Source organism: Rathayibacter sp. VKM Ac-2928 (assembly GCF_022815545.1).
Classification (GTDB): Bacteria; Actinomycetota; Actinomycetes; order Actinomycetales; family Microbacteriaceae; genus Rathayibacter; species Rathayibacter festucae.
Genome location: NZ_JALGRU010000004.1, coordinates 390,624 through 417,340, shown reverse-complemented (window position 1 = coordinate 417,340; position 26,717 = coordinate 390,624). Strand labels below are relative to the sequence as shown.

The window sequence follows — 26,717 nt, the reverse complement described above, 5'->3', positions numbered from 1 at the left end:
GATCGCTCCAAGCTAGGACGCCGAGGTCTGCAGGGGGGCACCTCGGCGCCTCGGGACGGTGGCGGCTAGAGGGTGAGGAGGACCTTCGTCGCGCGGCGCTCGTCCATGGCCTTGTAGCCCTCAGACGCCTGCTCGAGCGGAAGGGTGAGGTCGAAGACCTTGCCCGGGTCGATCGCGCGATCCCAGATCAGCTGAATCAGGTCCGGCAGGAACCGGCGGACAGGAGCCGGCCCGCCCTGGGTGTGGATGCCGGCCATGAAGAGGTCGATGCCGGGGAGCTGCACGCCGTAGTTCACGCCGACGAAGCCGAGGTGGCCGCCTCCGCGAGTGGCGCCGACGGCCTGCATGAAGGACTCCTGCGTGCCGACCGCTTCCACGACCGAGTGGGCTCCGAGGCCGCCGGTGAGCTCCTTGATCCGTGCCACTCCCTCGTCGCCGCGCTCCTCGACGATGTCGGTCGCTCCGTAGAACCGGGCGAGCTCCTGCCGGTCCTTGTGCCGCGACATGGCGATGATGCGCTCTGCACCGAGCTGCTTCGCGGCGAGGATCGCCATCAGTCCCACTGCTCCGTCGCCGACGACGGCCACCGTCTTACCGGGTCCGGCCTCGGCCGCGACCGCGGCGTACCAGCCGGTTCCGAGGACGTCGGAAGCGGCCAGCAGCGACGGGATGAGGTCCGCGTCCGGCTGGCCCGGGGTGGCGACGAGGGTCCCGTCGGCGTAGGGGATCCGAGCTTTCTCGGCCTGCGTGCCGATGGTCGCCGCCACGAACTCGGCGTGAACGCACTTGGACTGGAAGCCTGCCTGGCAGATCTCGCAGGTGTTGTCGGAGATGACGAACGAGCCGACGACGAAGTCGCCCGGCTTCACTGTCTTCACGTCCGCGCCGACCTCCTCGACGATGCCGACGTACTCGTGACCCATCGCCTGATGATCCGCCGGTTCCACACCGCGGTAGGGCCACAGGTCCGATCCGCAGATGCACGTGGCGGTGAGCTTCACGATGGCATCGGTCGGGTGGACGATCGTCGGGTCCTCCCGCTCCTCCACTCGAACATCGCCGGCGGTGTGCATGACCACTCCACGCATGGGTTTCCTCCTTGCTCTCGGCATCCGTGATGCCGTTGCGAACGATGGGCGTCCTCGCGACCCCACACGTTCATAGAACGACGATGCACGGCGAGAGTGGGAGACCCGATTCGGTCCCCCCAGCGCTGCACAGACCTCGAGGGCGCTCTCGGAGAGCCGAGCACTGAGAGAGCAGCTCCCAGGGCATGCGCGTCCGTTCAGCGATCCCCTAACGGACGCCCGCACGACACGGGACGCCTAGAGCCCCTTTGGGAAGCCGATCGGCCGAAGGTCTGGGTCGAGCATCTCCCATTGGCGCCGCCGCTCAGCCTCGACACCGCCCTCCTCCATCCCGTGTAGCGCGATCGCTTTCGCTGCGTAGGTCGCAGCGTGGGGAGAGTGGTCGAACATATGGGCGACGGCGGCGGCTTGGCCGGCCGCTCTCGCGGCTGCGGTCGCTCCGGCAGCGCCGGCCTGAGTGGCGGAGCGTGCGGCGGCGTGAGCCGCGAACGCAGCGGAGCGGCAATCCGTCATCGGGACCTCTCCTCGCTCCCAAGCCCGGAGGACGTTGAGCGCCCGTCGCGGGCGAGTGTCGGCCGGGTCCCATTCCTCGAATACGGGCAACGCTCGTTCTGCACAGTCGGCCGCCCAGCGTGCCAGCGCTCGGTGGATCTTCGGCTCAGGGTTGGACCACTTCTGCTTCGCGGATTCGATCACGAAGCCATCGAACCAGCGGCCGGCGCCGAGAACATCAGCCGTGGGCCGGTTGGTCGCACGAGCCCTGCGCGTACGTAGCCCCACCCCCTACCGGAGGCCCGCCAGATCATCATCCGCGCGCGACGGTCGGCCTGGCATTGCGCCGCCGTGATCATCGCTCGGGAGTCGAGGGACGGCCTTACGGCATGTGGGAGGCGATGGCCGCGAGGGCGAAGCCGACGAGTGCGGTCGGCAACGCCAGGATGCACCAGACGATTTCCCACCCGTGGTGAGCATGGGCCCCGCTTGTCGCGCGAACGACGGTGAGGACCCAGACGCTGATAGCGCTGATGAGGGCGACGATGCCAGCCGCGAGGAGGAAGGCTTTCCCTGCTGCAGCCTCCTCGTCGGTGGGCATCAATCCCATGCCGATTCCTCTCTCACTGATGGAGAGGTAGGTCAGCACGACGGGTGCGACGATCATCCCGAGGATGGCGATCGCGGCGATCACCGAACTCAGGTGTCCCTTCCGAGCGACGTCAACTACGCAGTGCACACTATCCGCGCGTCGCTACCCTCGCCCCCCTGCGAGCGGGCCGCTCGTCGTCGGCATGGAGACGCCCTGCCGGACGCCCGCTGGACCATCCTCTAGCGGGAGGCTCCACCAGCGATGGCGGGCGCCTGAGCCGGAGCTCCTGCTCGGATCTGCACGAGGGTGAGGTCGAGGAGCGGCGTCGGGACGCTCAGCTCCCGCGCTCGACGAGCGAGGTCGCCGAGCAGGTGCTCGGCCTCGGTGGGCAGGCCGGCGACGAGGTCGCGGTAGAGCGAGGTCGTGAAGGCGGACCCCTCCTCGGTGAGGATCGCGAGGGACTGCTCGTGCGCCGCGGCGGACACCGGCAGGCCTGCCGCGTCGGCGACGGTCTCCGCCTCCTCGATCGCGTCGAGGATCCACGGGAGGGCCCCCGCCTCGAGGGCCGGGCCGATCGCGCTGCGGAAGAGGCAGGTGACGACGCCCGCTGCGGCGATGAAGACCCACTTCTCCCACAGCGCGGAGAGCACGTCATCGGACACCCGCAGGTCGATGCCGGGGACGTCGAGCGCCTCGGCCACGTGGGCCGGCACCGGTGCGTCCGTCAGCGAGCCGATCGTGAGCACCGAGAGCCCGGTCATCTGGCGGACCGCGCCGCCGTCGAGAGTCGCGACGATCTTGGCCGAGCCGCCGAGCACTCGCCCGGGGAACTCGGTCTGCAGCAGGTCGATGTGCGCCGTGCCGTTGAGGATCGGCAGCACGAGCGTCTTCGCGTCGACCCAGGCACGGACATCGGCCACGGCGTCCTCCAGCGCCGACGCCTTGACCGTCACGAGCACCAGATCGAAGGCGGGCGCCTCCTCCCCCACGACCAGTGTCGTCACGTCGAGGGTGCGGTCCTCCGAAGGCGAGACGAAGCGGAGTCCGTCTCTCCGCAGCGATTCGGCCCTGCCGGCACGCACCAGGTAGGTGACGTCGCGGCCGGCTTCCTGCAGGCGGCTCCCGAACGCACCACCGGTCGCGCCCGCTCCGATGATGAGAATCCGCACGGCGATGCCCTTCTGTCGCGACCACGAGTCCTCCGAGAGTAGGACGTGGCCGCCACCCCGCTCGACCAGCCGCAGCGTTCACCGGCAGCTCCGCACCCGTGGACAGCGGACCCGGTCACCGGTCAGCGGGCAGGAACGGCCCTCCGTACTCGCGGATGTGCGCGATCCTCCCGTCGCGGAGGGTGAGAACGGAGATGTACCGTCGGCGCTGCGCTCCCGGCATGTCGGCGCGGACGAGGACGCCGACGTACTCGCAGACCAGGACATCGGGTCGATCGGTCGGCAGGACGCTGGTGAAGTCGACCCGCTCGAAGCGCAGGAAGCCCGCGAGACCGGCGACCATGCGCTCGATCGCGGGCCGGCCGACGATCGGCGCGCTGTCGCCGTCGCCGTCGAACGGCACCTCGATCGTCCCGTCCTCGCAGAAGAGGTCGGGGAAGGTCCTGACCTCTGGATCGATCCGCCCTTCGAGGGCAGCCGAGAACGCGACGACCGCCGCGTCGAAACCGCTGGAGTCCGAGGTCATCAGCGGACCCGCGTGCTGCGGCGGAGGGGACGGAGACGATCGGGAGTGGACGGCATGGTCCCTTCCTAGCGTGAGAGCCCTCGGAACGGTGGTGAATCGCCCTCGTGGAGTACCCCGTCGAGTCGGAGCGCTCGCTGTCAAGCATCCGATCCGCTCTTGCCGGGCGTCCGCGATCGCTGTTCTCCGAGTCCGGAAGCTCTCCCGCCGGCCGGACCGCGGACCGGCCCCGCACCCGGGCGCCTCGACGAGGCCGCTGCCACGACCGATCGAGGAGCACCCCATGACCGACCCCGCACCCGAACGCTACTACCGCACCAACGGCATCTGGACCGACCGCCTCGTCCGCCGCGACGGCCGCTGGCTCTTCGCTGAGCGCAGCTACCGATACCTGTGGCTCGACCTCTCCCCGTTCAACGGGGACGTCTTCCCGCTCCAGGGCGACTGACGACGAACGGGCGGAGACACCGTCGGGGCTCCGTGATCCCCTGGCGATGCGCTCGAGGGCGGCGACCTGGTCGGCGGAAGGCCCGCCCGAGACGCGCGCTCAGTGTCCCGTTGAACGATCCCCATACGGGACATCGATCGTGCTTGACAAGAGGATCCGACCGGAAGCGCGCAGCACCCCCGATCGAGCTGCGGCCGACTAAGAGAATGCGCGCACGCCCGTGACGTCAGAGCCCCTTGGATGGCTCAACGCGGCATCTGAAGAGACGCACGGGGCCTCCCCGCCGGACGGATCGGCGGGGAGGCCCTTCTGCACGCGGTCCTCCGGTCAGCAGGCCTTCAGTCGTGCGACGTCGTCGGAGAGTGTGCCGGGTCCTCCGAGGAGGATGACTCTGTCGGCGCCGAGGGCGGTGATGTCGTCGAGGACCTTGCGGGGGACGCAGTCGGGGCGGACCGCGAACAGGGGACTGCTCGTGTAGCCGGCGGCGGTAGCGCCGGCGAGGGCGTCGGGGAAGTTCTCGCCGGTGGCGAAGTAGACGGTCTCGGCCGCTGTGAACGCGGCCCGGTTGAGCTGCTCGGAGGTGTCGTAGCGGTCGGTCCCGCCGATTCTCGTCGAGGGGACGCCGAGTGAGCTGCGGATGCCCTCGCTCACCGAGAGGCTGCTGCCGGCGATGGTGAGCGAGCTCGTGCCCAGGTCGGTCAGGAGCTGCCGGGTCGCGGGTGCAGCCGATGCCTGTCCGCCGTTCACGAGGAGCACGGGGGCGTCGACGGATCCCGCCGCGGCGCTGGCGCCGAGGGCGTCGGGGAACTTCTCACCCGTGGCGATCCAGGCCCTGCTCGCGCCGGAGGGGAACGCGTAGCGGACGATCCTGTCGGCCGTGTCGTAGCGGTCGACGCCTCCGATGCGCTGGATCCCGCCCGAGCCCGCGTAGCCTCGCAGCTCGTTCAGGAGTCCGTCGCCGACGCTGAGCGCGGAGCCCACGACGACGATCTTCGCCGGCCGGAGGCGGCTCAGCTCGTCTCGGACGCTCTGGCTCATGGTGTCGCGGTCGACGAGGAGCAGCGGGCCTCCCTGCGTCGCAGCGGCCGGGGCGGCGGCGAGCGCGTCGGGGAACTTGCCGCCCGTAGCGACGTAAGTGACGGGCACTCCCGGCGCGAAGGTCGCCTTCGATATCTCGACGGCGGTCCCCTGACGATCGCTCCCCGCAAGGCGCGTCACATCGACGTCGGGTGCGGGAGTGTCGGTGCGGGTGACGGTGAGCCGATACGGCAGGCCTGCCGTGACTCCTCCTGTGCGGGCGGAAACGAGGAAGTACACGTTCCCTGCGGGAGCGGCGACGGTCATGGCCCGCAACGTCTCCCCTTCGCAATCCGAACCCTGGAGGTCGGCTGTCGTCAGCCGGTTCCCGGCGTTGTCGTAGGAAGAGACCGAGTAGACCTTCCCCGTCCCGAGGTCGCACGCGAACCGGAAGTCGATGCTCAACCGTGCGGGAGAGGGGAGCTGGAGGCGGAAGTAGTCGCAGTCGGAGCTGTTGCAGTCACCGTCGAAGATGGATCCCTCGATGGTCTGTCCGAGGGTGATGACGTCGGCCGTCGCGGTCGTGCCGTTCTTCTCCGTCTCGACGACGCCCGGAGTGAGGCTCGCGCTGAGGGAGTAGGCCTGACCGGACCAGATGTACCCGCTGCTGAATCCGGCCACGCGGGTCTTCAGCTGGACATAGGACGTGCCCGAGTCCACGTACATCCCGAGGCCTCGCAGTCGGCTTCCGTCGTAGTCGGCTGAAGAGATCGTCTCGGTGTAGATGTAGTCGCCTCGGGCGTCCTGGACCACCAGCTCGAACGACGAGGCGGTGCCCAGGGAGTCCGAGAACCGCAGGTCGAGGACGAGCCGCCCCGCGCTCGGCGCCGCGATCCGGTAGACGTCGCAGTCGTAGAAATTGTTGTCGCAGTCTCCGGACGGCCCGAAGACGGCGGCGACGCCCGTTCCGAGCGCCAGCGGTTGAGCAGTCGCCGTCGACCCGTTCGGCTCAACCTCCAACGCCTCCGCCGCCCGCGCGGGTGGCGCTGCGATCAGCGTCGCGAACAGGAGCAGCAGGACGAGCACTGCGAGCAGTGGACGGGCGAGCGGACGAGGAGCGGCGTAGGACGACATCGGTCGCCTTTCTCGGCAGTGAGGAGTGGTTCCGGACGCCGCGGCCGCATCGAAGGAGCCCGAGGCCGCGTGCCGCTCACTGTAGGCATTCCGCCCCGACCTGTCGATGAGTAGGACTACCCACCCGCACGGGGAGCCACGTCACGGCCGGGGACCGAGGCTGACGCCGCCGAGCCGGAGGAGCGGTGCGGGGGCGTCCGGCCCACGCGCACCGCTCTTCTGCTCAGTCGCGCTCTGCGTGCGGCTCGGACGTGTCCCGGTCGCCGATCGGCTGTCGGACACGCTTGCGTTCCCATGCCCGGTCCCGCGGGTCGCGCAGCCGCCGCGGCTGGGGCTGAGCATCCGAGACCTCTCCGACGCGCAGTTCGCTCTGTTCGAGTCGCTGTTGAAGGCGACCATCGGCACGGCCACCGGCCTCGGCTATGACGAGGTCCAGCAGCACCTCAACGCGGACGACTACCTCGCGGACAACGGGGGCGGCGACGACTACGGCCGCTCCCAGTTCTTCGTCGCCTTCCTCGGAGTCCCTCAGGACACCGGCACCTGGGAGTTCCAGTTCGGCGGCCACCACCTCGCTGTCGCGAACACCTACATCGACGGCTCCCTCGCCGGCGCGACCCCCTCCTTCCGCGGCATCGAGCCCAACGGCGACTTCGAATGGGACGGCGCGACGAACCACCCGATGGCCGAGAAGGAAGCCGCTTTCACCGCCGCGTTCTCCTCCCTCACGAGCGAGCAGCAGGCGACCGCGAAGCTCAGCGACGTCAACTCCGACCTCGTGCCCGGCCCCGGCGACGACTGGGCGTTCCCCCCGACCAAGGAAGGCCTCCAGGTCTCCTCGCTCTCCGCCGACCAGAAGTCGCTCGTCCTCGCCGCGATCGCCAGCTACGTCGACGACATCGCCGACGCGGACGCCACCACCATCCTGGCGAACACCGCGGGCGCCCTGCTCGGCACGGTGCTCGCTCCCGTGCTCGTCCTGCTCACCGGGCGGCGCAGCGAGCGCGACGCGGGGCAGCCGCGGCCGGTCACCCTGCGGCGCCGGCTGTTCGGGATGCTCTGCGACGCCCTCGTGCTGACCCTGGTGTCGGGGGCGCTGGCGTCGGTGACCGCGCTCGGCCTCGCGCTCCTCGAGCCGGGTGTGCCGCCGGGGCTCAGCCCGCTGGTGCTGGGCGTCCTCGCCTTCGTGGCGCCGGCACTCCAGCTCGTGCTGGTGCTGCGCACCGGGCGGACGATCGGCGAGGCCGTCGTCCGGCTGACGCCCTCGACGACGCCGGTGCTGTGGCAGCGGCTGGTCCGTTGGGCGCTGGGGTCCGGCGGATGGGCGGCCGCGCTCGCCTCCCCGCTGCCCGGCTCCGGGACCGGCGCGACGCTGCTCGTCCTGGCGGCGCTCGTCGGGGTGCTCGCCACCCGGGACCGCCGCGGTTTCGCGAGCGCGGTCGCAAGGCTGCGGGTGATCGACGACCGGGCGGCACCTGCCGAGGACGCTGTGGACGCGATCGACTCCCCCTGACCACAAGGTCCGCACATCTCGCTGGAGTGTCGTTATAGTGAGAAACGCGAAGTCGCACGATATCGCCACGAGCGATCCGCCTCCCTCCGCACCCACCACCTCTTGACTCCTGGAGACACCTCCGTGACCGCCGCACCCATCCGCGCCGCGACTTCCCCGGCGCCCGCCGCCGTGAGCCCGTCGGGATGAGCGGCGGCGACGAGCAGAGGGCGGCCTCCCGCCCCTACGACGCCCGGCGGCGGCGTGAGCGCGGCGACACCGATCGGGCGCAGACCCGGGCGCGGATCCTCGACGCCGCCGCGGGACTGTTCCTCAGCCAGGGCTACGCGGGGACGACGATCTCGCAGCTGGCCCGCGCGGCGGGGACCTCCGTGCAGACCATCTACCTCGCGATCGGCGGCAAGGCCGACGTGCTCCGCGCGCTCACGGCGGCGATGACGACCGGGGAGGACTCCGAGGCGGGCGTCACCGACCAGGACTGGGTCGCGGCGGTCGCGGCGGAGTCCGATCCCGAGCGGCAGCTGCGGCAGCTCGCCCACCACTCCGTCGCCCTGGCGCAGCGGGCCGCGCCGCTCTGGAACGTGATGGCCGCCGCCGCGCAGGACGACCCCGACCTCGGCGAGGACCTCGCCCGGCAGAGCGCCGGCCGCCTCGCCGACCAGCAGGCGTTCGCCCGGCTCGTGCGCGGTCCGCTGCGCGACGACATGACCCCGGAGCAGGCGGGCGACATCCTCTACGCCCTCGCCAGCCCGCAGCTCTGGAACCTGCTCGCCCTCGACCGCGGCTGGAGCGCCGAGCAGCTCGAGCGGTTCCTCGGGGACGCGCTCACCCGCCTGCTCCTCCCGCCGCACGCCGAGAGCCCCGCGAACCACCCCGAAGACTCCGAGCACCACCCCGAACCGACCTGATCGAGGAGCCGTCGTGGCCACCATCCTGCTCTGCAGCACTCCCCTCTACGGTCACCTGGCACCGCTGCTCGCCATCGGCAGGCATCTGGCCGAGTGGGGGCACCACGTCATCGTGCTGACCGGCTCCGCCTTCGAGGAGCGCGTGCACGACGCCGGCCTGCACCACGAGGCCCTCACCGGTCGAGCCGACTTCGACGAGCGCGACGAGGCGAGCTTCCTGCCCGACCTGCACCGGCACCGCGGCCTCGCGCTCTCGCGGTACCAGGTCGAGCAGACGTTCGTCGCGACCCTGCCGGAGCAGCACCGCGCCGTCCGGGCGATCCTCGACCGGGAGCGGATCGACGCCGTCGTGACCGACTCCTTCTTCGCCGGGATCCTGCCGCTGCTCGAGGCGGACCCATCCTCGCGCCCGCCGATCCTCGGCGTCGGCATCGGCCCGCTCGTGCAGGTCAGCCGCGACGTCGCCCCGTTCAACACGGCACTGCCGCCCTCCGCGACGCCGCTCGGGCGGCTGCGGAACCGCGCGCTGAACCTCCTCGTGGCCCGCCTGCTCTTCGCGAAGACCCAACGGCTCGCGGAGCGGCTGACCCTGGACACCGCGGGCGTGCCCCTCCGCACCTTCGTCCTGGACTTCACCGCGGCGTTCGACCGCTTCGTGCAGCTGGGCCCGGCGGAGTTCGAGTACCCCCGCTCGGACCTCAGCCCGAACGTGGTGTTCGCCGGACCGATCCCGAGCACCCCCTCGCCGGCCGCCCTGCCCGACTGGTGGGCCGACCTGCACGACGGCCGCCCGGTGGTGCACGTCACCCAGGGCACGCTCGACAACCACGACTTCGGGAAGGTCGTCCGCCCCACCCTCGAGGCGCTCGCGCACGAGGACGTGCTCGTCGTCGTCAGCACCGGCCGCGCACCGCTCGCCTCCCTCGGCCCGCTGCCGGCGAACGCCCGCGCCGCGGAGTTCCTGCCCTACGAGCAGCTGCTGCCGCTGACCTCCGTGATGGTCACCAACGGCGGCTTCGGCGGCACCCTGCTCGCCCTCCGTCACGGCGTCCCACTCGTGGTCGCCGGCGCCGCCGAGGACAAGCCCGAGGTCGCCGCCCGCGTCGCGCACTTCGGCGTCGGCCTCGACCTGCGGACCGGGCGTCCCTCCGCCGAGGCGCTCGGCACGGCGATCCGCGCCGTGCTGCGCGACCCCGCCTACCGCGCCCGAGCCGTCGAGATGGCGGCGTCGATCGCCCGCTGCTCCCCGCTGGCCACGATCGACGACGAGCTGAGCCGCCTCCTGCGGCGGGACCGGAAGGGCTGAGAGCGCTCCCGGGGCGACCGGCCCCCGCCTGACCCCCGAGGGGGAGCACGACCGACGCCGGCGCCTCCCCCGCCGCTAGCGTGGGGCCGTCGGCTCCGCACCGGGCCGGCACGAGGGGGGTACTCGTGGACGATCAGCGGACGGCATCGGCGTGGCGGCGGTTCTGGGAGCGCGGCGGGGGCCGGCGGGCGCTGCTGCTGGCGGCCGTCTACTACGGCCTCTACGAGCTGATCGGCTTCGTGGTCGGCGACACCGGCAGTCCCCTCCGCGGCGAGGAGGGATCCGCGACGGACGTCTTCTTCTCGGTCGGGCTGCCGATCCTGCTCGCGAGCGTGCTGCTGGTGCTCTTCGCACTCTCGCTCGGCTGGCTGCGCGAGCTGTTCGCGCCGCAGCGGATCCGCGGCCGCGGCTGGATGTGGATCGGGGTCGCCGTCGTCCTCGCGATCAACGTGTCCGCCCTGCTCGATCTCGACTACGCCGGCGCGGGCGGCGCGCTCATCGCCTCCTGGCTGCTGACCGGCCTGTTCGTCGGCTTCGCCGAGGAGACGCTCACCCGCGGCTTCGTCGTGAACCTGATGCGCAAGCGCGGCCACGGCGAGACCCGGGTCGCCCTGGTCTCGGCCGGGATCTTCGCCGCCCTGCACATCGGCAACGTCTTCACCAGCGACCAGGGCGTCGCCGTCACCGCGCTCCAGGTGGTCTACACCTTCGGCTTCGGCGTCGTGATGTACCTGGCGCTCCGGGTGACCGGCACGCTGCTCGGGCCGATCCTGCTGCACGCGTCCACCGATCCCACGCTCTTCCTGCACGGCGCGCACCCCGCCGGCACGATCGCCGGGATCCTGCCCGCCCTCAGCACCCTCCTCGTCATCGCGACGGGGCTGATCCTGCTGCTCGTCCTCGTCCTCGGCGAGCGCCGTCGGACCCGGGGCGCCGTCTCGGAAGGAGCACTCGCATGACCGCGAGCACCGATCACCGCCCGGTCCCCCGCACGATCCCGGTCGGGATCGCGGCCGCCGTCCTCTACGTGCTGATCGCGGCCGGCGTCGGCACGGTGCTCGATCCGCTCGCCGGCGGCGACGAGACACTCGACTTCGTGATCGGGACCTGGCTGCCTGTCGGCGTCCTCATCGTGATCGGCCTGCTGTTCGCGCGGCGCGCGGGCTGGCTGCGCGAGGCGTGGACGGCGCCGTCGCCGTTCACCGAGCGGCGGCGCTGGTGGCTGCTCGCGATCCCGGTCGTCCTCGTCGTGCAGACCGTGCTGCTGCTGCTCGCCGTGCCCTGGGCGGAGCGGGCGCTGCCGATGGTCCTCGTCTACCTGGTCGGCTGCCTGCTGATCGGCGTCGGCGAGGAGCTCTACTTCCGCGGTCTCTTCCGCGTGGCGGTCCGCGGGCACCACGGCGAGCTGGCCGCGCTGCTGATCACCTCGATCACGTTCGGCCTCGCGCACACCGCCGGCTATCTGATCAACGGCGTCCCGCTGCCCGCGACGGCGCTCGCCGTGGCGTTCCTGGCGATGGACGGCGCGATCTTCTACGGCGCCCTCCGCGCGACGGGGACGCTGTGGGTGCCGATCCTGCTGCACGGGCTCGGCGACTTCGCCCGCTTCCTGCAGCAGGGCGGCGACGACCAGTCCACCACTCCGGGCTTCGGCGGCGACGTCGTCGCCGCGCTCGTCGAGTACGTCCTCATCGGCCTCTCGATCGCGCTCGTGGTCAGCGTCGCTCGCAGCGACCGCCGCGAGCGGAAGGCGAGAAGGGCCGCCGCCGTCCCGGAGTGACGCGGCGTCGGGAGCTCCCGACGGCAGGCGCTCGACCGCTGGCGTAGGGAACCCGTGAGGTTCCGCCGTCAAGCCGTATGGGAACCGTGAGCACCGCCGGACGGCGGGCCGCGGAGGTGTCTAGTGAGTGCTCGTGCCAGCTCTGGCACGTGCCCGCGGATCCGCGGTCACGATCCGCCTCCGGATGGAGTCCTCCCGTGCTCGACCTCGTCTCCGTGATCGGCGTCCTCGCCGTCTTCACCCTCCTCGGCGTCCTCGCTAAGGGGGTCGAGAAGCTGAGCCTCCGGGCCGGCGTCGCCGACCCCCGCGACGCGCGGAAGGGAGGGGACCGGGCGTGATCGTCCTCGACACTCTCGCCGCGGTCCTCGCGATCGCCGCGATCGGCTACCTCGTCGTCGCCCTCGTGAAGCCGGAGCGCTTCTGATGGCCGCCTTCCTCGCGATCCTGCAGGTCGCCTCCGCCGCCCTGATCCTCGTGCTGCTGCACCGCCCGCTCGGCGACTACATGGCGCACCTCTATACCTCGCCGAAGGACCTCGCCGCCGAGCGCGGCTTCTACCGCCTCATCGGCGTGGACGCCCGCGCCGAGCAGAGCTGGCAGGCCTACCTGCGCGGCGTCCTCGCGTTCTCGCTCGTCAGCGTGCTGATGCTCTACGCGATCCAGCGGGCGCAGGCCGTGCTGCCGTACTCGCTCGGGTTCCCGGCGATCCCGGAGGGGCTCTCGTTCAACACGGCGATCTCGTTCGTGACCAACACGAACTGGCAGTCGTACTCCCCCGACGTGACGATGGGCTACTCCGTCCAGCTGATCGGCCTCGCCGTGCAGAACTTCGTCTCGGCCGCGGTCGGCATCGCCGTCGCCATCGCGCTCGTCCGCGGCTTCGCCCGGCGCGGCAGCGGCACGATCGGCAACTTCTGGGTCGACCTCACCCGCGGCCTCCTCCGGCTGCTCCTGCCCCTGGCCGTGCTGAGCGCGGTCCTGCTCCTGGCCGGCGGCGTGATCCAGAACGTCACCGGCTTCACTGACGTCACCACGGTCACCGGCGCCACGCAGAGCGTCCCGGGCGGCCCGGTCGCCTCGCAGGAGGCGATCAAGATGCTCGGCACCAACGGCGGCGGCTTCTTCAACGCCAACTCGGCGCACCCGTTCGAGAACCCCACCGCCTGGACCAGCCTGCTGCAGGTGGTCCTCATGCTGGCGATCCCGTTCTCCCTCCCCCGCACCTTCGGGCGGATGGTCGGCGACGCGAAGCAGGGCTCCGCGATCCTCGCCGCGATGGCGACGATCTTCCTCGTCTCCCTCACCGCGCTCACGCTCCTGGAGCTCGGCGGGGGCGGCGGCGCCCCGCAGGCCGCCGGCGGCGCGATGGAGGGCAAGGAGACCCGGTTCGGGATCGTCGGCTCGACGCTCTTCGGCGCCACCAGCACCCTCACCTCCACCGGCGCGGTCAACTCGATGCACGACTCCTACACCGCCCTCGGCGGGATGCTGCCGATGCTGAACATGATGCTCGGCGAGGTCGCCCCCGGCGGCGTCGGCTCCGGCCTCTACGGAATGCTCGTGCTCGCCGTCCTCGCGGTCTTCATCGGCGGGCTGCTCGTCGGCCGGACGCCGGAGTACCTGGGCAAGAAGCTCGGCCCGCTCGAGATCAAGCTCGCCAGCATCTACATCCTCATCACGCCGACCCTCGTGCTCGCCGGCACCGCGCTCAGCTTCGCGATCCCCGCGGTGCGGGCCGACGTCGAGAGCACGTCGATCTGGAACCCCGGCCTGCACGGCCTCTCCGAGGTGCTCTACGCCTTCACCTCCGCGGCCAACAACAACGGCTCGGCCTTCGCCGGGCTCACCGCGAACACGCCGTGGTTCAACGCGGCCCTCGGAGTCGCGATGCTGCTCGGCCGGTTCCTGCCGATCGTGATGGTGCTCGCCCTCGCCGGCTCGCTGGCCCGGCAGGGCGCCGCACCGGCCACCGCGGGCACGCTCCCCACCCACCGGCCGCAGTTCGTCGGCCTCCTCGTGGGCGTCACCGCCATCGTGACCGCCCTCACCTACTTCCCCGTCCTCGCACTCGGACCCCTCGCAGAAGGACTGCAGTCATGACCGCCACTCTCGACCGACCCGCCGCCTCCCCCACCCCAGAGAAGACCCCGCGGCGCGGCGCCTCCGCGTTCAGCCCCGAGCAGATCCTCGCCGCCGTGCCCGGCGCGCTCCGCAAGCTCGACCCGCGCCTGATGGTGCGGAACCCGGTGATGTTCCTGGTCGAGGTCGGCGCCGCGCTGACCACGGTCCTCGCGATCGCCGAACCGTTCCTCGGCGGCGCGCAGGAGTCCGGCGGCTCCCCGGTCCCCGGCTCCTTCACCTGGGGCATCGCGCTCTGGCTCTGGGCGACCGTCGTCTTCGCGAACCTCGCCGAGTCGGTCGCCGAAGGCCGCGGCAAGGCGCAGGCCGACAGCCTCCGGCAGACCCGCACCAGCACGATGGCCCGCCGCCTGCTGGAGTACCGCGCGGGCGACGGCGCCGCAGCCCACGGCCAAGTGCGCGAGGTCTCCTCGGCCGACCTGCAGCTCGGCGACCACGTCGTCGTCGAGGCGGGCGACCTGGTCCCCGGCGACGGCGACATCGTCTGGGGCATCGCCTCGGTCGACGAGTCCGCGATCACCGGCGAGTCGGCCCCCGTGGTCCGCGAGTCCGGCGGCGACCGCAGCGCCGTCACCGGCGGCACCCGTGTGCTCTCCGACCGCATCGTGGTGCGGATCACCTCGAAGCCCGGCGAGACCTTCGTCGACCGGATGATCGGCCTGGTCGAGGGCGCCTCGCGCCAGAAGACGCCGAACGAGATCGCGCTGAACATCCTCCTCGCGAGCCTCTCGATCGTCTTCCTCGTCGTCACCCTCACCCTGAACCCGATCGCCTCCTACGCCGCCGCCCCCGTCAGCGTCCCGGTGCTGGTCGCCCTGCTGGTCTGCCTCATCCCGACCACCATCGGCGCCCTGCTCTCCGCGATCGGCATCGCCGGCATGGACCGGCTCGTGCAGCGCAACGTGCTCGCGATGTCCGGCCGCGCCGTCGAGGCCGCCGGCGACGTCACCACGCTGCTGCTCGACAAGACCGGCACCATCACCTACGGCAACCGCCGCGCCACCGAGTTCGTCCCCGTCGGCGGGACCGGCGAGGACGAGCTGATCCGCGCCGCCGCGTCCTCCTCCCTCAGCGACCCGACGCCCGAGGGGAAGTCGATCGTCGACCTCGCCGCCGCCCGCGGGATCCGCGAGGAGGCGCTCGCGAGCGAGGTCCTCTCCGCCGAGGTCGTGCCCTTCACCGCGCAGACCCGGATGAGCGGCCTCGACCTCCCCGACGGCGCGATGATCCGCAAGGGCGCCGGCTCGGCCGTCACCGCCTGGCTCGCGGACGGCGGCCCGCTCGCCGCCGCCGCCGAGCTCGAGGCGCAGGTGCACCGCATCTCGGAGAGCGGCGGCACCCCGCTGGTCGTCGCCGTGAAGGACGCGAGCGGCACCGGCAGGATCCTCGGCGTCGTCCACCTCAAGGACGTCGTCAAGGAGGGGCTCAAGGAGCGCTTCGCCGACCTGCGCGCGATGGGCATCCGCACCGTGATGATCACCGGCGACAACCCGCTCACCGCGAAGGCGATCGCCGCCGAGGCCGGCGTCGACGACTACCTCGCCGAGGCCACCCCCGAGCAGAAGCTCGCGTACATCCGCCGGGAGCAGGAGGGCGGCAACCTCGTCGCGATGACCGGCGACGGCACCAACGACGCCCCGGCGCTCGCGCAGGCCGACGTCGGGGTCGCGATGAACACCGGCACGTCGGCGGCGAAGGAGGCCGGCAACATGGTCGACCTCGACTCCGACCCGACCAAGCTGATCGACATCGTCCGGATCGGCAAGCAGCTGCTGATCACCCGCGGAGCGCTCACCACCTTCTCGATCGCCAACGACATCGCGAAGTACTTCGCGATCATCCCCGCGATGTTCACCGGGGTCTTCCCCGGCCTCGCCGTGCTGAACGTGATGCAGCTGCACTCGCCGTCCTCGGCGATCCTCTCGGCGATCGTCTTCAACGCGCTCGTCATCATCGCCCTCATCCCGCTCGCCCTCCGCGGCGTGGCCTACCGCGCGCTCAGCGCCTCGAAGGTCCTCAGCCGCAACCTCCTCGTCTACGGGCTCGGCGGGGTGATCGCGCCGTTCGTCGGCATCAAGCTGATCGACCTCGTCGTCTCCCTCCTCCCCGGCTTCTAGCCGGACCCAGCACTCCCAGCACTCCCAGCACTCCTCAGCAGGAAGCAGACCATCCCATGACCACCCCCCGCACCGGGCTCCGGCAGTACGGAGTCGCCCTCCGCGCCCTCCTCGTGCTCACCGTCGCCCTCGGCGTCCTCTACCCCCTCGCGATCACCGGAATCGGCCAGGTCGCCTTCGCCCGCCAGGCGAACGGCTCCCTGCTCACCGAGAACGGCGAGACCGTCGGCTCGAGCCTCATCGGCCAGTCCTTCACCGACGCCGACGGGAACCCGCTGCCCGAGTGGTTCCAGTCCCGGCCCTCCGCCGCGGGCGACGGCTACGACGCGAGCGCCTCCAGCGGCTCCAACCTCGGCCCCGAGAACGAGGACCTCATCGCCGCGATCCAGGAGCGCCGCGCCGCGATCGCCGCATTCGACGGCGTCGACCCGGCCGCCGTCCCCGCCGACGCCCTCACCGCCTCCGCCTCGGGTCTGGACCCGCAGATCAGCCCCGCCTACGCCGCGATCCAGGTGGCCCGCGTCGCCGCCGCCCGCGGGCTCACCGAGGAGGACGTCCGCGCTCTCGTCGCCGAGCACACCCAGGCACGCGATCTCGGGTTCCTCGGCGACGAGACCGTGAACGTCCTCGAGCTCAACCTCGCCCTCGCGGCGCAGGCGAGCTGAGACGGCGATGAGGACGGGGCGGCTCCGGGTGCTGCTGGGCGCCGCCCCGGGCGTCGGCAAGACCTACGAGATGCTCGAGGAGGGCCGGCGCCTCCGCAGCGAGGGCCGCGACGTCGTCGTCGCCTTCGTCGAGACCCACGGCCGCGCCGCGACCGCAGCGATGGTCACCGGGCTCGAGGTCGTCCCGCGGACCACCCTCGAGCACCGCGGCGTGCGGCTCGACGAGCTGGACCTCGACGCCGTCCTCGCCCGGCGCCCCGGGATCGCCCTCGTCGACGAGCTCGCGCACACCAACGCGCCCGGCTCGGCCCACGAGAAGCGCTGGCAGGACGTCCGGACCCTCCTGGACGCCGGGATCGACGTCGTCTCCACCGTCAACATCCAGCACATCGAATCGCTCAACGACGTCGTCCAGCAGATCACCGGAGTCCCGCAGCGCGAGACGATCCCCGACGCGATCCTGCGCGGCGCCGACCAGATCGAGGTCGTCGACCTCGCCCCGCAGGCCCTCCGCGACCGGCTCGCGGCCGGCCGCGTCTACCCGTCCGAGCGGATCGACGCCGCCCTGTCGAACTACTTCCGGCTCGGCAACCTCACGGCGCTGCGCGAGCTCGCGCTGCTGTGGCTGGCCGACGAGGTCGACTCGGCGCTGAACGGCTACCGCGTCGAGCACGGCATCGACAGCACCTGGGAGGCGCGCGAGCGCGTCGTCGTCACCCTCACCGGCGGACCCGAGGGCGAGACCCTGCTCCGCCGCGGCGCCCGCATCGCCGCCCGCTCCTCCGGCGGCGAGCTGCTCGCCGTGCACGTCACCAGCCAGGACGGCCTGCGCGCCGCCCGCCCGGAGGTGCTCGCCGAGCAGCGCGCCCTCGTCGACACCCTCGGCGGCAGCTACCACCAGATCGTCGGCGAGGACGTGCCCCGCGCCCTCGTCGAGTTCGCCCGGTCCGTCAACGCCACCCAGCTCGTCCTCGGCGTCAGCCGCAGGAGCCGGCTCGCCGCCGCGCTCACCGGCCCCGGCATCGGCGCGACGGTCATCCGCGAGTCCGGGACGATCGACGTCCACATCGTCACCCACGCCTCGGCGGGCCGCTCGCCCGCGCTGCCCCGGCTCGGCGGAGCGCTGACGCTGAAGCGGCGCGTCCTCGGCCTGCTGCTCGCCCTCGTCGGCGGGCCGCTGCTCACCTGGCTGCTCGCCGCCTTCCGGAGCGACGAGTCGATCACCAGCGACGTCCTCGCCTACCAGGTCCTCGTCGTCCTGGTCGCCCTCGCCGGCGGCCTCGGTCCGGCACTGTTCGCCGCCGTGCTGTCCGGGCTCACCCTCGACTTCTTCTTCGTCGACCCGCTCTACACCGTCACGGTCGACGAACCGCTGCACGCCCTCGCCCTCCTGCTCTACATCGCCAACGCGATCCTGGTCAGCGCCGTCGTGGACCGCGCCGCCCGCCGCGCCCGCACCGCCCGCCGGGCCGGCGCCGAGGCCGAGCTGCTCGCCACCATCGCCGGCGGCGTCATCCGCGGCCAGGACGCCCTGCAGGCGATCCTCGAGCGCGCCCGCGAGGCCTTCGGTCTGACCGGTGTCCGCCTGCTCCGCGGCTCCGAGCTCGTCGGCGCCGACGGCGAGCCCGGCGGCGAGCACGAGACCGTCCCGGTCGGCCGCACCGCCGTCCTCGAGCTGCACGGCCGCCCCGTCGGCGCGGGCGAGCGGCGCCTGCTCTCCGTCGTCGTCGCCCAGCTCGACGCCGCCCTCGAGCACGAGGACCTCAGCGAGACGGCGAGCGGCCTCGCTCCTCTCGCCGAGACCGACCGGGTGCGCAGCGCCCTGCTCTCGGCCGTGAGCCACGACCTGCGCCGGCCGCTCGCCGCCGCGACCGCCGCGATCAGCGGACTGCGCTCCACCGACATCGCCTGGAGCGCCGCGGACCGCGCGGAGCTGCTCGCCACCGCCGACGAGAGCCTCGGCACCCTCGCGGACCTCGTCACGAACCTCCTCGACGTCACCCGGCTGCAGGCCGGGGTGCTCGCCGTCTCCCTCGCCCCCGTCGACCCCTCGGACGTCGTCCTCCCCGCGATCGACGAGCTCGGCCTCGGACCGGCGGAGCTCGACCTCGACCTCGACCTCGACCTGCCGCCGGCGCTCGCTGACGCGGGGTTGCTCCAGCGCGTGGTGGTGAACCTGCTCGCCAACGCCGTCCGGCACTCCCCGGCCGACCGGCGCGTGCGGATCTCGACCAGCGGCTTCGCCGGCACGCTCCAGATCCGGGTCGCCGACCACGGACCGGGCATCGCCCCCGAGCGCCGGGCCGACGTCTTCGTCCCGTTCCAGCGCCTCGGCGACACCGACAACACCACCGGCCTCGGCCTCGGCCTCGCCCTGTCCAAGGGCTTCACCGAGGGGATGGGCGGCACGCTCGACACCGAAGACACCCCCGGCGGCGGGCTGACCATGGTCGTCACCCTCCCGCTCGCGCCGCCGCCGACCGCTTCCGCGCCCGCACCGACGCCCCGGGAGGGAGGCCGATGAGGGTCCTCCTCGCCGACGACGACGCGCAGCTGCTGCGCGCCCTCCGGATCACCCTCGGCGCCCGCGGCTACCACGTCGTCACGGCCGAGGACGGCACCAGCGCCCTCGCGCTCGCCGCCGAGCGGCGTCCCGACCTCGTCGTGCTCGACCTCGGCCTGCCCGGGCTCGACGGCCTCGACGTGATCCGCGGACTGCGCGGCTGGAGCACCGCGCCGATCCTCGTCGTCTCCGGCCGCACCGGCGCCGCCGACACGATCGACGCCCTCGACGCCGGCGCCGACGACTACGTCACCAAGCCCTTCGCGATGGACGAGCTGCTCGCCCGCCTCCGCGCCCTCACCCGGCGGCTCGGCACGCAGGAGACCGGCTCGCTGGTCGTCCTCGGCGACCACGTCGTCGACCTCACCGCGCGGGCCGTCACCCGGCGCACCGGCGACGGCCCGACCGCGGTCCGGCTCACCCCCACCGAGTGGCGCGTGCTGGAGCTGCTCGTGCGGAACCCCGGCCGGCTCGTCACCCGGCAGACCCTGCTGCACGAGATCTGGGGACCGAGCCACAGCACGGACACCGGCTACCTCCGCCTCTACCTCGCCCAGCTGAGGAAGAAGCACGAGCCCGAGCCGGCCCGCCCCCGCCACCTGCTCACGGAGTCGGGGATGGGCTACCGCTTCGTCCCCGGCGACGGCCCGGACTCCGGCTGAGCACGCGCGGCGCCGTCGCACTTCGGCTCTCGCCATCGATACAGCACTGCGTGTACTGTGGCCGCGTGACCGACACCGCGACCGTGACCGTGACCCACTCCGCCGCCCTCGCGCGCCTGGGCTCCGCTCTCGCGGACGAGACCCGGGCGCGGATCCTGCTCGCACTGCGCGAGGCGCCGGCCGTCCCCTCCGATCTGGCGGACGCGCTCGGCGTGTCCCGGCAGGTGATGTCCAACCAGCTCGCCTGCCTGCGCGGCTGCGGACTCGTCGAGGCCGTCAAGGACGGCCGCTACACCTGGTACCGCCTGGCCGAGACCCGCCTGGCCGGCGCGCTCGACGACCTGCTGCGCCTGGTCCTCGTGGTCGACCCGGACTGCTGCTCCGGTACGGACTGCCACTGCGCATGAGCGCCCTCCCGCTCCGCGCCCCGCTCGCCCCGGCCCGCCGCCGCGTCCTGCAGCGGCGCATCCGCTGGATCGTCGCGGCGACCATCGGCTACAACGTCGTCGAGGCGGTCGTCGCCCTCGCGGCCGGAACGGTCGCGTCCTCCAGCGCGCTCGTCGGATTCGGCCTCGACTCCGTCGTCGAGGTGCTTTCGGCGGCCGCCGTGGCCTGGCAGTTCTCCGGCCGCGATCCGCACGCCCGCGAGCGCACGGCCCTGCGCGTGATCGCCCTGTCCTTCCTCGGCCTGGCCGCCTTCGTCGCGGTCGACTCCGTCCACGCCCTGCTCGGCTTCTCGGAGGCGCAGCACTCCCCCGTCGGCATCGTGCTCGCAGCCGTCAGCCTGCTCGTGATGCCGGCCTTCTCCCTGGTCGAGCGGCGCACCGGCGAGGAGCTCGGCTCCGCCTCCGCCGTGGCCGACTCGAAGCAGACCCTGCTCTGCTCCTACCTCTCCGCCGCCGTCCTCGTCGGCCTGCTGCTCACCAGCACCCTCGGCTGGACCTGGGCCGACCCGGTCGCCGGTCTCGCCATCGCCGCCTTCGCCGTCCGCGAGGGCCTCGAGGCGTGGCGGGGCGACGCCTGCACGCAGCCGGTCGCCGCCCTCACCGCCGAGAGCACCGCCTCCTGCACCTGCTGCTGACCACCCGTGCGGACCAGGACCGGCCGGCGCGCGCATTCCCATGCTGATCGAGTAGCCCGCGAAGCGGGCGTATCGAGATCCACCCCGGCAAGGACCTGGGCCGCAGCACACCCGCCTCACCCACCCGAGCCCGGGGCTTCCTGCACATCCTGCGTCCGGCGCTGAGAACGTCCATATCTCCGCGGATCCGGCCGACTCCCACCCGTCGCCGGTGCGACCATGACCGTGGGAGGCCCTGATGCGTGACGCGGTGCTGGTCGTGGAGGACGACGTCGAGATGGGGGAGCTCCTCGTGCGAGGTCTCACCGGCGACGGCTACGACGTCGACCTGTTCCCCGACGGCATCGGTGCGCTGAACGCGGCGCGCGGCACCGACTACGCGGCGGCCGTCCTGGACGTGATGCTTCCCGGCATGAGCGGCTTCGAGATCTGCCGGCACCTGCGCGCGACCGGCGCCACGCTCCCGGTGATCATGCTCACCGCCCGCGACGCGCTGCAGGACCGGGTCTTCGGCCTCGATGCCGGCGCCGACGACTACCTCGCGAAGCCGTTCCACTTCGAGGAGCTCTCCGCCCGCCTGCGGGCGATGATCCGCCGCGAGCGCCTGACGAACCGCGCCCCGGTCGTGCTCGGCGATCTCCGGGTGGACCCCTACACGCACACCGCCTCCGTCGACGGGTCCGTGCTGCCGTTGAGCCCGAAGGAGTTCGGGGTGCTCCGCGCGCTCGCAGCGCGGGCCGGCGACTTCGTGCCGCGGGGGGAGATCCTGCTCGAGGTCTGGGGCTCCGCGGAGTTCGTCGACCACAACATCGCGGAGCAGTACGTCAGCTACCTCCGCCGCAAGCTCGCTGCCGGCGGGGCGTCGGTCGAGATCACCACCCGGCGCGGTGCGGGCTACCGCCTCGAAGTGAAGCCGTGAGCTGGCGGTCGCTGTCGATCCGCGTGCGGATCACGGTGTCGAGCCTGCTGGTCGCGATGCTGTTCTTCGGCGTCGTCGCGGTCATCGTCCGCGAGCAGCTCGATCACATCCTCGACGCCTCCACGATCGAGCTCGTCCGCTCGGGAGCGTCGCAGGCGCTGATCGAGGAGAGCCGCGACACCGCCGAGGCGGTCGTAGGCGGTGTCAGCACCACCCTGCTGATCGCCCTGGCGATCCTGTTCGTCGCGTTCGCCGCCACCTCCTGGCTCCTCGTCGGCCTCGCGCTGCGCCCCGTCGGCCGGATGCGCGCGATCGCCGACCGGCTGCGCCACGGCCGCTCCACCGAGCTCCTCCCTGTCGGGCCCGCCCGCGACGAGCTCTCCGACCTCGCCGCGACCCTGAACGCGCTGATCGCGGATCTGCGGGAGTCGGCGGACCGGGAGCGGCGGCTCGTCGCCGACGCGAGCCACGAGCTGCGGACCCCCCTCGCTGCCCTGCGCACCCGCCTCGAGCTCGCCGAGCGCGTCCGCGACGATCCGGCGGCGCTCTACGCCGACGTCGTCGACGCGCGCCGCTCGATCGACCGCCTCCAGTCCCTGACCGACGGGCTGCTGATCCTCTCCAGGATCGACGCCGGCACCGTCGCCGGCGACGCCTCCTCGGCGGCCCTGCGCGAGGAGGTCGCCGACAGCGTCGACCGCGCCCGGATGCTCGCCCGCGACCGGGATCTCGCGATCGACTTCGTCGCCCCCGCCTCGATCACCGCAGCCCGCTACCCGGTCTCCCCGACCGACTTCGGCCGCATCCTGGACAACCTGCTCGCGAACGCCGTCACCGCGACGCCCGACGGCGGCAGCGTCACCGCGACCCTCGTCGAGCGCGCCGACGAGATCGTCCTCTCCGTCGACGACGACGGCCCGGGCGTCCCCGACGCGTTCCTCGCCGTCGCGACCGACCGCTTCACCCGCCCGGACGACGCCCGCTCCCGGGAGGGCGGCGCCGGCCTGGGCCTCGCCATCGTCGCCGGGCTCAGCCGGGCCGCCGGCGGACAGTTCACGATCCGCAACCTCGCCCCCCACGGCCTCGGTGTCGAGATCCGACTCCCCACGACGCATCCCGACCACACCCCTCCCAAGGAGAACCGATGATCGACCCCCAATCCCTCCTCGACGGCGCCGGCCCCTGGGCGATCGCCCTGGTCTGCCTGATCGCCTTCGTCGAGACGGGCCTGCTGATCGGGTTCTTCCTCCCCGGCGACACCCTCCTCTTCTTCACCGGAGTCTTCGTCGCGACCGGCGTGATCTCCCTCCCGGTGCCGCTGGTGATCCTGATGGTCGCCGCGTCCGCGTTCCTGGGCGATCAGCTCGGGTTCGTCATCGGCCGCGAGACCGGCCCGCGGATCTTCGAGCGCAAGGACAGCGGCCTGTTCAGCCGCTCGAGCGTCGCCCGCACCCAGAAGTTCTTCGACCGCTTCGGCGGCTGGGCGGTCACCATCGCCCGCTTCGTCCCGGTCGTCCGCACCTTCGCCCCCGTCGCGGCCGGCGTCGGGAAGATGCACTACGCCCACTTCGTCGGCTTCAACGCCCTCGGCGCGGCCGTCTGGTCCACCGGCGTCATCCTGCTCGGCTTCTTCCTCGGGCGGATCCCCGGCGTCGCGGACTTCGTGGGGAAGTACATCGACATCGTCCTCGTCGGCATCGTCGTGATCAGCCTCGCCGGGATCGCGCTCACCTACTGGCGGCAGAAGAACCGCGCCCGCCGCGACGCCGCCTGACCGCGGTCGTCAGACGGTCGGCGCCGGTGCGGCCGCGCGTGGCCGACGGCCGACCGCGATCACGGCGACCAGCAGCAGGAACACCGCCAGAGCGGCGAGCGTGACCGGGCCCGTCCCCAGGCCGAGCCCGCTGCGGCTCACCGGGTCCGCGAGCCAGTCGCACACCGACGCACCGAGCGGCCGGGTGACGACGTAGGCGGACCAGAACGCGAGGACCGCAGTCATCCCCGCGAACCGGTGCGCGACGGCCGGCACCGCGATGATCAGCGCGAACAGGACCGCGGAGGGCAGGTAGCCGAACCCGAGGGTCGACGCGGTCAGGTCGCCTGCTGCGGTGCCGAGCGCGAACGTCCCGGAGACGGCGAGCCAGTAGAACAGGGCCCGGCGCGGCGTCGTGATCGAGTGGATCGACAGCGTCCGCTCCATCCGCCACCACACGGCGAAGACTGCGGCGAGAGCCACCGCGAACCCGAGGGTGGAGACGAGGTAGGGGACGCCGGCGACGACGTGCAGCACGTCGGCGGCCATCGTGCCGAAGACGCTCACCATCAGCACGGCCAGCCAGTACACCCAGGGGAGGTACCGGCGGACCGCGAACTGCAGCCCGAGGGCCGCGAGGAACGCGAGCCCGGTCGCGACGACCACTATCACGGGGTCGAACGCGGTCGCGAGGAAGTCCGACGCCGTCTCGCCCATCCCGGTGGTCAGCACCTTCAGGATCCAGAACAGCGCCGTCGCCTCGGGCACCGTGGAGGCGCCGTACCGCCCGGCGAGGAGGCGGCGCGGGTCGGGACGGGACCGGAGGCGCGGGGCGGCGAGGTGCGTCATCCCGCCATGCTCGACGACCGCGGCGGCGTGCCCGCTGTGCCCTCGGCCGTCGTCGTTGAAGATGTGTACAGCGCCCACCCGCCCCCGGACCGGCGCGCTGTCAGCGCCGTTGCCAGCGGATCGGCCGAGCCGGAAGGAGCCGACGGATGACCGGCGCCGTGGACGCTGCTGCCGTGATCCTCGCCGTCGCCGTGTGCGGGGCGGTCTCGATCGCCGCACTCCGCACGTTCGGAGTCGTCTCGTTCGCGCGGCCGGCGCTGGCGATCCTCCGTGGGGCTGTTCAGCTCGGGGTGCTCGCGGTGATCCTCTCGGGAGTCATCGCGGACCTCCACTGGGTCCTGCTCTTCCTGGCCGTCATGTTCGGTGCCGCGGTGCTCACCGCGGCCGGTCGCCTCGGCCGCACCCGGCGCACGGTCCTCGCCGTCACCGCGGCGATGGCGGCCGGGGTCGCGGTGAGCGCCGGGATCGTCTTCGGGCTCGGGGCCGTCCCGTTCACCGGCCGCTACGTCCTCGCGGTCGGCGGGATCCTCCTCGGCGGCGCGATGACCGTCGCGACCGTCACCGGTCGAGCGCTGGCCGCGACGCTCGCCGACCGCTGGGATCAGGTCGAGGGCTGGCTGGCTCTCGGCGCGCGGCCGCGGCAGGCCACGCTCGGCCTGGCGCGGGAGGCGGCCTGGACCGGGCTCGTGCCGCTGACCGACCAGACGAGGACCACGGGTCTCGTCGTCCTGCCCGGTGCGTTCATCGGCGCCGTCTTCGGCGGACTCTCGCCGGTGGCGGCGGGCGTCTTCCAGATCGTCGTGCTCGCCGGCCTGGTCGCGTCCGGGTCGGTCGTAGCCGTCGTCCTTCTCGTAGTCCTTCGCGGCGATCTGGTGAAGCCTCGGCCCTGACGGGGCATCAGCCGAGTGAGCGTCGCTGGTCGACCCGCCGCCAGAGGGGCGGCGGTGACGACACGCGCTCGGTGTGCAGCCGGACCGCGAGCGGCGCCCAGACGATCAGCGCTACGCCGGCGCCCAGGAGCAGCCCGCCGACGGTGTCGGAGATCCAGTGCGCACCGAGGTACGTGCGGCTGAGCATCATCGCCACCGTGTAGAAGGCACCGGCGATCCGGACCCACCACAGCGGGAAGACGATCGCGAGGACCACCGCGGTCGTGGCGGCGTTCGCGCTGTGGCCGGAGGGGAACGAGCCGAAGTCGGCGTTCACGAGGATCTCCAGCGGCCGCGGACGCCCCACCGCGTTCTTGAGGATCTGCACCAGCAGCCCACTCAGCGGCGCGGCGATCGCGAAGTACGTCGCCGCCCACCGACCCCGCCAGACCAGCAGCGCCGCGAACACGACGAGCGGGACCACGATCGTGCCGACGATCCCGCCGCCGAGGCTGTTCATCACCAGCGACGGCACCAGCCAGAACGTGGACCGGTGCTCGACGACCTCGTTCATCCACGCGGTGTCGAACCCGAACGGCTTGTCGTGCTCGCGGTAGAAGATCAGCGCGGCCAGGAGTCCGGTGAGCAGCACCGCGAGGCCCGCCGAGATCAGCGGCCAGCGCCGCGCCGCCCGATAGGCGATCGCACCGTCTGTCGCGGGTTCCCGGTTCGGCATCAGTGTCGTCCTCGTCTCTCGACGCGGAGCGCGCCGAAGGAAATACACGCTACGAACGCGCGGCCTGTGGTGGCGGAGGATTCCCCCGCATCCGTTGTGAAACCACAGAGCCTCGGCTCCTCGGCTCGGTGCCGACCCGATCGCGTTCGGGAGCTTCTGGTCGTTGTGAGCGAACACAACGCAGCAGGGCGCATCCCGAGCCGCCGCCCCCGTCCCGGCTGGGACTCCGCGGGCATGGACACGTCAACGACGACGACCCGCTTCCCGGTGCACCGGCTGCTCAGCAAGGTCCCCGAGGTCACGATCTGGTTCTGGATCATCAAGATCCTCTGCACCACCGTCGGCGAGAGCTTCGCGAGGCGCTCTACTGGCTCACCGTCCTCGTCACCTTCGC

At 72.3% G+C, this 26,717-nt stretch carries 27 protein-coding genes; 19 read left to right on the top strand and 8 right to left on the bottom strand.

From position 1 onward, the window contains the following. Positions 1-65 precede the first annotated feature (65 nt). From MT350_RS16445 to MT350_RS16430, 5 genes are all read right to left on the bottom strand, one after another. Entirely contained in the window at positions 66-1,088 is a 1,023-nt protein-coding gene (locus tag MT350_RS16445; RefSeq protein WP_221180897.1) for a zinc-dependent alcohol dehydrogenase family protein, read from the bottom strand. A 237-nt stretch (positions 1,089-1,325) separates the two neighbouring features. Then, on the bottom strand, positions 1,326-1,784 hold the full coding sequence (locus MT350_RS20605) for a putative immunity protein (RefSeq protein WP_374204659.1): 459 nt from the start codon (positions 1,782-1,784) through the stop codon (positions 1,326-1,328). Between the two features lie 178 nt (positions 1,785-1,962). Then, a complete protein-coding gene (locus MT350_RS16440; RefSeq protein WP_243600043.1) occupies positions 1,963-2,274 on the bottom strand; it encodes a hypothetical protein in 312 nt (103 codons plus the stop codon). A 137-nt stretch (positions 2,275-2,411) separates the two neighbouring features. Continuing rightward, entirely contained in the window at positions 2,412-3,341 is a 930-nt protein-coding gene (locus MT350_RS16435; RefSeq protein ID WP_243616282.1) for a 2-dehydropantoate 2-reductase, read from the bottom strand. Between the two features lie 115 nt (positions 3,342-3,456). Further along, positions 3,457-3,867, bottom strand: a complete 411-nt coding sequence (locus tag MT350_RS16430; protein WP_123735699.1) for a nuclear transport factor 2 family protein — start codon at positions 3,865-3,867, stop codon at positions 3,457-3,459. Positions 3,868-4,147: 280 nt separating this feature from the next. Between MT350_RS16430 and MT350_RS16425 the strand changes: the two genes are divergently transcribed. Further along, entirely contained in the window at positions 4,148-4,312 is a 165-nt protein-coding gene (locus MT350_RS16425) for a hypothetical protein (protein ID WP_243600041.1), read from the top strand. A gap of 327 nt (positions 4,313-4,639) precedes the next feature. Here MT350_RS16425 and MT350_RS16420 read toward each other — a convergent pair whose 3' ends face one another. Then, complete coding sequence (locus tag MT350_RS16420) at positions 4,640-6,463, bottom strand: cell wall-binding repeat-containing protein (RefSeq protein WP_243616281.1); 1,824 nt, start codon at positions 6,461-6,463, stop codon at positions 4,640-4,642. Between the two features lie 106 nt (positions 6,464-6,569). Here MT350_RS16420 and MT350_RS16415 point away from each other — a divergent pair, with 106 nt between their 5' ends. From MT350_RS16415 to MT350_RS16335, 17 genes are all read left to right on the top strand, one after another. Next, the gene (locus MT350_RS16415) at positions 6,570-7,976 is read left to right on the top strand and encodes a DUF3500 domain-containing protein (RefSeq protein WP_279392412.1); all 1,407 of its coding nucleotides are present in this window, start codon (positions 6,570-6,572) and stop codon (positions 7,974-7,976) included. Positions 7,977-8,161: 185 nt separating this feature from the next. Further along, on the top strand, positions 8,162-8,884 hold the full coding sequence (locus tag MT350_RS16410; protein WP_243600038.1) for a TetR/AcrR family transcriptional regulator: 723 nt from the start codon (positions 8,162-8,164) through the stop codon (positions 8,882-8,884). Positions 8,885-8,897: 13 nt separating this feature from the next. Then, entirely contained in the window at positions 8,898-10,190 is a 1,293-nt protein-coding gene (locus MT350_RS16405) for a glycosyltransferase (RefSeq protein WP_243600037.1), read from the top strand. A 125-nt stretch (positions 10,191-10,315) separates the two neighbouring features. Further along, positions 10,316-11,149 carry a CPBP family intramembrane glutamic endopeptidase gene (locus MT350_RS16400; RefSeq protein ID WP_243616280.1) on the top strand — a complete coding sequence of 278 codons (834 nt, stop codon included), beginning with the start codon at positions 10,316-10,318 and terminating at the stop codon, positions 11,147-11,149. Beyond that, the gene (locus tag MT350_RS16395) at positions 11,146-11,970 is read left to right on the top strand and encodes a CPBP family intramembrane glutamic endopeptidase (RefSeq protein WP_243616279.1); all 825 of its coding nucleotides are present in this window, start codon (positions 11,146-11,148) and stop codon (positions 11,968-11,970) included. Before MT350_RS16400 ends, MT350_RS16395 begins: the two co-directional genes overlap by 4 nt. A gap of 197 nt (positions 11,971-12,167) precedes the next feature. Continuing rightward, positions 12,168-12,308: a hypothetical protein gene (locus tag MT350_RS16390; RefSeq protein WP_243616278.1), complete on the top strand. Its 141-nt coding sequence runs from the start codon at positions 12,168-12,170 to the stop codon at positions 12,306-12,308. After that, entirely contained in the window at positions 12,305-12,394 is a 90-nt protein-coding gene (locus tag MT350_RS16385; protein ID WP_123446358.1) for a potassium-transporting ATPase subunit F, read from the top strand. Before MT350_RS16390 ends, MT350_RS16385 begins: the two co-directional genes overlap by 4 nt. After that, positions 12,394-14,070 carry a potassium-transporting ATPase subunit KdpA gene (gene kdpA, locus MT350_RS16380; protein WP_243616277.1) on the top strand — a complete coding sequence of 559 codons (1,677 nt, stop codon included), beginning with the start codon at positions 12,394-12,396 and terminating at the stop codon, positions 14,068-14,070. The genes MT350_RS16385 and kdpA overlap by 1 nt, the downstream gene beginning before the upstream one ends. Beyond that, entirely contained in the window at positions 14,067-16,226 is a 2,160-nt protein-coding gene (gene kdpB / locus MT350_RS16375; RefSeq protein ID WP_243616276.1) for a potassium-transporting ATPase subunit KdpB, read from the top strand. The genes kdpA and kdpB overlap by 4 nt, the downstream gene beginning before the upstream one ends. Before the next feature lie 56 nt (positions 16,227-16,282). Beyond that, the gene (kdpC, locus tag MT350_RS16370) at positions 16,283-16,891 is read left to right on the top strand and encodes a potassium-transporting ATPase subunit KdpC (protein ID WP_243616275.1); all 609 of its coding nucleotides are present in this window, start codon (positions 16,283-16,285) and stop codon (positions 16,889-16,891) included. A 7-nt stretch (positions 16,892-16,898) separates the two neighbouring features. Next, positions 16,899-19,415: an ATP-binding protein gene (locus MT350_RS16365; RefSeq protein ID WP_243600031.1), complete on the top strand. Its 2,517-nt coding sequence runs from the start codon at positions 16,899-16,901 to the stop codon at positions 19,413-19,415. After that, positions 19,412-20,116, top strand: a complete 705-nt coding sequence (locus MT350_RS16360) for a response regulator (protein ID WP_243616274.1) — start codon at positions 19,412-19,414, stop codon at positions 20,114-20,116. Before MT350_RS16365 ends, MT350_RS16360 begins: the two co-directional genes overlap by 4 nt. 65 nt (positions 20,117-20,181) lie before the next feature. Beyond that, positions 20,182-20,523 (top strand): helix-turn-helix transcriptional regulator, encoded by a 342-nt coding sequence (locus MT350_RS16355; protein WP_243616273.1) that lies wholly within the window; start codon positions 20,182-20,184, stop codon positions 20,521-20,523. Beyond that, positions 20,520-21,197, top strand: coding sequence for a cation diffusion facilitator family transporter (locus MT350_RS16350; RefSeq protein WP_243616272.1), 678 nt, complete (start codon positions 20,520-20,522; stop codon positions 21,195-21,197). Before MT350_RS16355 ends, MT350_RS16350 begins: the two co-directional genes overlap by 4 nt. Before the next feature lie 238 nt (positions 21,198-21,435). After that, positions 21,436-22,116: a response regulator transcription factor gene (locus tag MT350_RS16345; protein WP_243616271.1), complete on the top strand. Its 681-nt coding sequence runs from the start codon at positions 21,436-21,438 to the stop codon at positions 22,114-22,116. Further along, a complete protein-coding gene (locus MT350_RS16340; protein WP_243616270.1) occupies positions 22,113-23,264 on the top strand; it encodes a HAMP domain-containing sensor histidine kinase in 1,152 nt (383 codons plus the stop codon). Before MT350_RS16345 ends, MT350_RS16340 begins: the two co-directional genes overlap by 4 nt. Beyond that, a complete protein-coding gene (locus tag MT350_RS16335) occupies positions 23,261-23,890 on the top strand; it encodes a DedA family protein (RefSeq protein WP_243600025.1) in 630 nt (209 codons plus the stop codon). Before MT350_RS16340 ends, MT350_RS16335 begins: the two co-directional genes overlap by 4 nt. Positions 23,891-23,899: 9 nt before the next feature. Here MT350_RS16335 and MT350_RS16330 read toward each other — a convergent pair whose 3' ends face one another. Then, positions 23,900-24,718, bottom strand: a complete 819-nt coding sequence (locus MT350_RS16330; RefSeq protein WP_243616269.1) for a hypothetical protein — start codon at positions 24,716-24,718, stop codon at positions 23,900-23,902. A 146-nt stretch (positions 24,719-24,864) separates the two neighbouring features. Here MT350_RS16330 and MT350_RS16325 point away from each other — a divergent pair, with 146 nt between their 5' ends. Then, positions 24,865-25,608: an ABC transporter permease gene (locus MT350_RS16325; protein WP_243600024.1), complete on the top strand. Its 744-nt coding sequence runs from the start codon at positions 24,865-24,867 to the stop codon at positions 25,606-25,608. 7 nt (positions 25,609-25,615) lie between these two features. Here the strand turns inward: MT350_RS16325 and MT350_RS16320 are convergent, their stop codons facing one another. Continuing rightward, positions 25,616-26,323 carry a phosphatase PAP2 family protein gene (locus MT350_RS16320; RefSeq protein WP_243600023.1) on the bottom strand — a complete coding sequence of 236 codons (708 nt, stop codon included), beginning with the start codon at positions 26,321-26,323 and terminating at the stop codon, positions 25,616-25,618. Positions 26,324-26,717: the final 394 nt, after the last annotated feature.

What these genes read in the sequence shown, in the direction of transcription:
- kdpC (WP_243616275.1), top strand. Translation starts at nt 16,283, where the DNA reads ATGACCACCCCCCGCACCGGGCTCCGGCAGTACGGAGTCGCCCTCCGC.
- MT350_RS16420 (WP_243616281.1), bottom strand. Translation starts at nt 6,463, where the DNA reads ATGTCGTCCTACGCCGCTCCTCGTCCGCTCGCCCGTCCACTGCTCGCA.
- MT350_RS16330 (WP_243616269.1), bottom strand. Translation starts at nt 24,718, where the DNA reads ATGACGCACCTCGCCGCCCCGCGCCTCCGGTCCCGTCCCGACCCGCGC.
- MT350_RS16445 (WP_221180897.1), bottom strand. Translation starts at nt 1,088, where the DNA reads ATGCGTGGAGTGGTCATGCACACCGCCGGCGATGTTCGAGTGGAGGAG.
- MT350_RS16365 (WP_243600031.1), top strand. Translation starts at nt 16,899, where the DNA reads ATGAGGACGGGGCGGCTCCGGGTGCTGCTGGGCGCCGCCCCGGGCGTC.
- MT350_RS16415 (WP_279392412.1), top strand. Translation starts at nt 6,570, where the DNA reads ATGAGTAGGACTACCCACCCGCACGGGGAGCCACGTCACGGCCGGGGA.
- MT350_RS16430 (WP_123735699.1), bottom strand. Translation starts at nt 3,867, where the DNA reads ATGACCTCGGACTCCAGCGGTTTCGACGCGGCGGTCGTCGCGTTCTCG.
- MT350_RS16410 (WP_243600038.1), top strand. Translation starts at nt 8,162, where the DNA reads ATGAGCGGCGGCGACGAGCAGAGGGCGGCCTCCCGCCCCTACGACGCC.
- MT350_RS16345 (WP_243616271.1), top strand. Translation starts at nt 21,436, where the DNA reads ATGCGTGACGCGGTGCTGGTCGTGGAGGACGACGTCGAGATGGGGGAG.
- kdpA (WP_243616277.1), top strand. Translation starts at nt 12,394, where the DNA reads ATGGCCGCCTTCCTCGCGATCCTGCAGGTCGCCTCCGCCGCCCTGATC.
- MT350_RS16335 (WP_243600025.1), top strand. Translation starts at nt 23,261, where the DNA reads ATGATCGACCCCCAATCCCTCCTCGACGGCGCCGGCCCCTGGGCGATC.
- MT350_RS16325 (WP_243600024.1), top strand. Translation starts at nt 24,865, where the DNA reads ATGACCGGCGCCGTGGACGCTGCTGCCGTGATCCTCGCCGTCGCCGTG.
- kdpB (WP_243616276.1), top strand. Translation starts at nt 14,067, where the DNA reads ATGACCGCCACTCTCGACCGACCCGCCGCCTCCCCCACCCCAGAGAAG.
- MT350_RS16425 (WP_243600041.1), top strand. Translation starts at nt 4,148, where the DNA reads ATGACCGACCCCGCACCCGAACGCTACTACCGCACCAACGGCATCTGG.
- MT350_RS16350 (WP_243616272.1), top strand. Translation starts at nt 20,520, where the DNA reads ATGAGCGCCCTCCCGCTCCGCGCCCCGCTCGCCCCGGCCCGCCGCCGC.
- MT350_RS16360 (WP_243616274.1), top strand. Translation starts at nt 19,412, where the DNA reads ATGAGGGTCCTCCTCGCCGACGACGACGCGCAGCTGCTGCGCGCCCTC.
- MT350_RS16320 (WP_243600023.1), bottom strand. Translation starts at nt 26,323, where the DNA reads ATGCCGAACCGGGAACCCGCGACAGACGGTGCGATCGCCTATCGGGCG.
- MT350_RS16395 (WP_243616279.1), top strand. Translation starts at nt 11,146, where the DNA reads ATGACCGCGAGCACCGATCACCGCCCGGTCCCCCGCACGATCCCGGTC.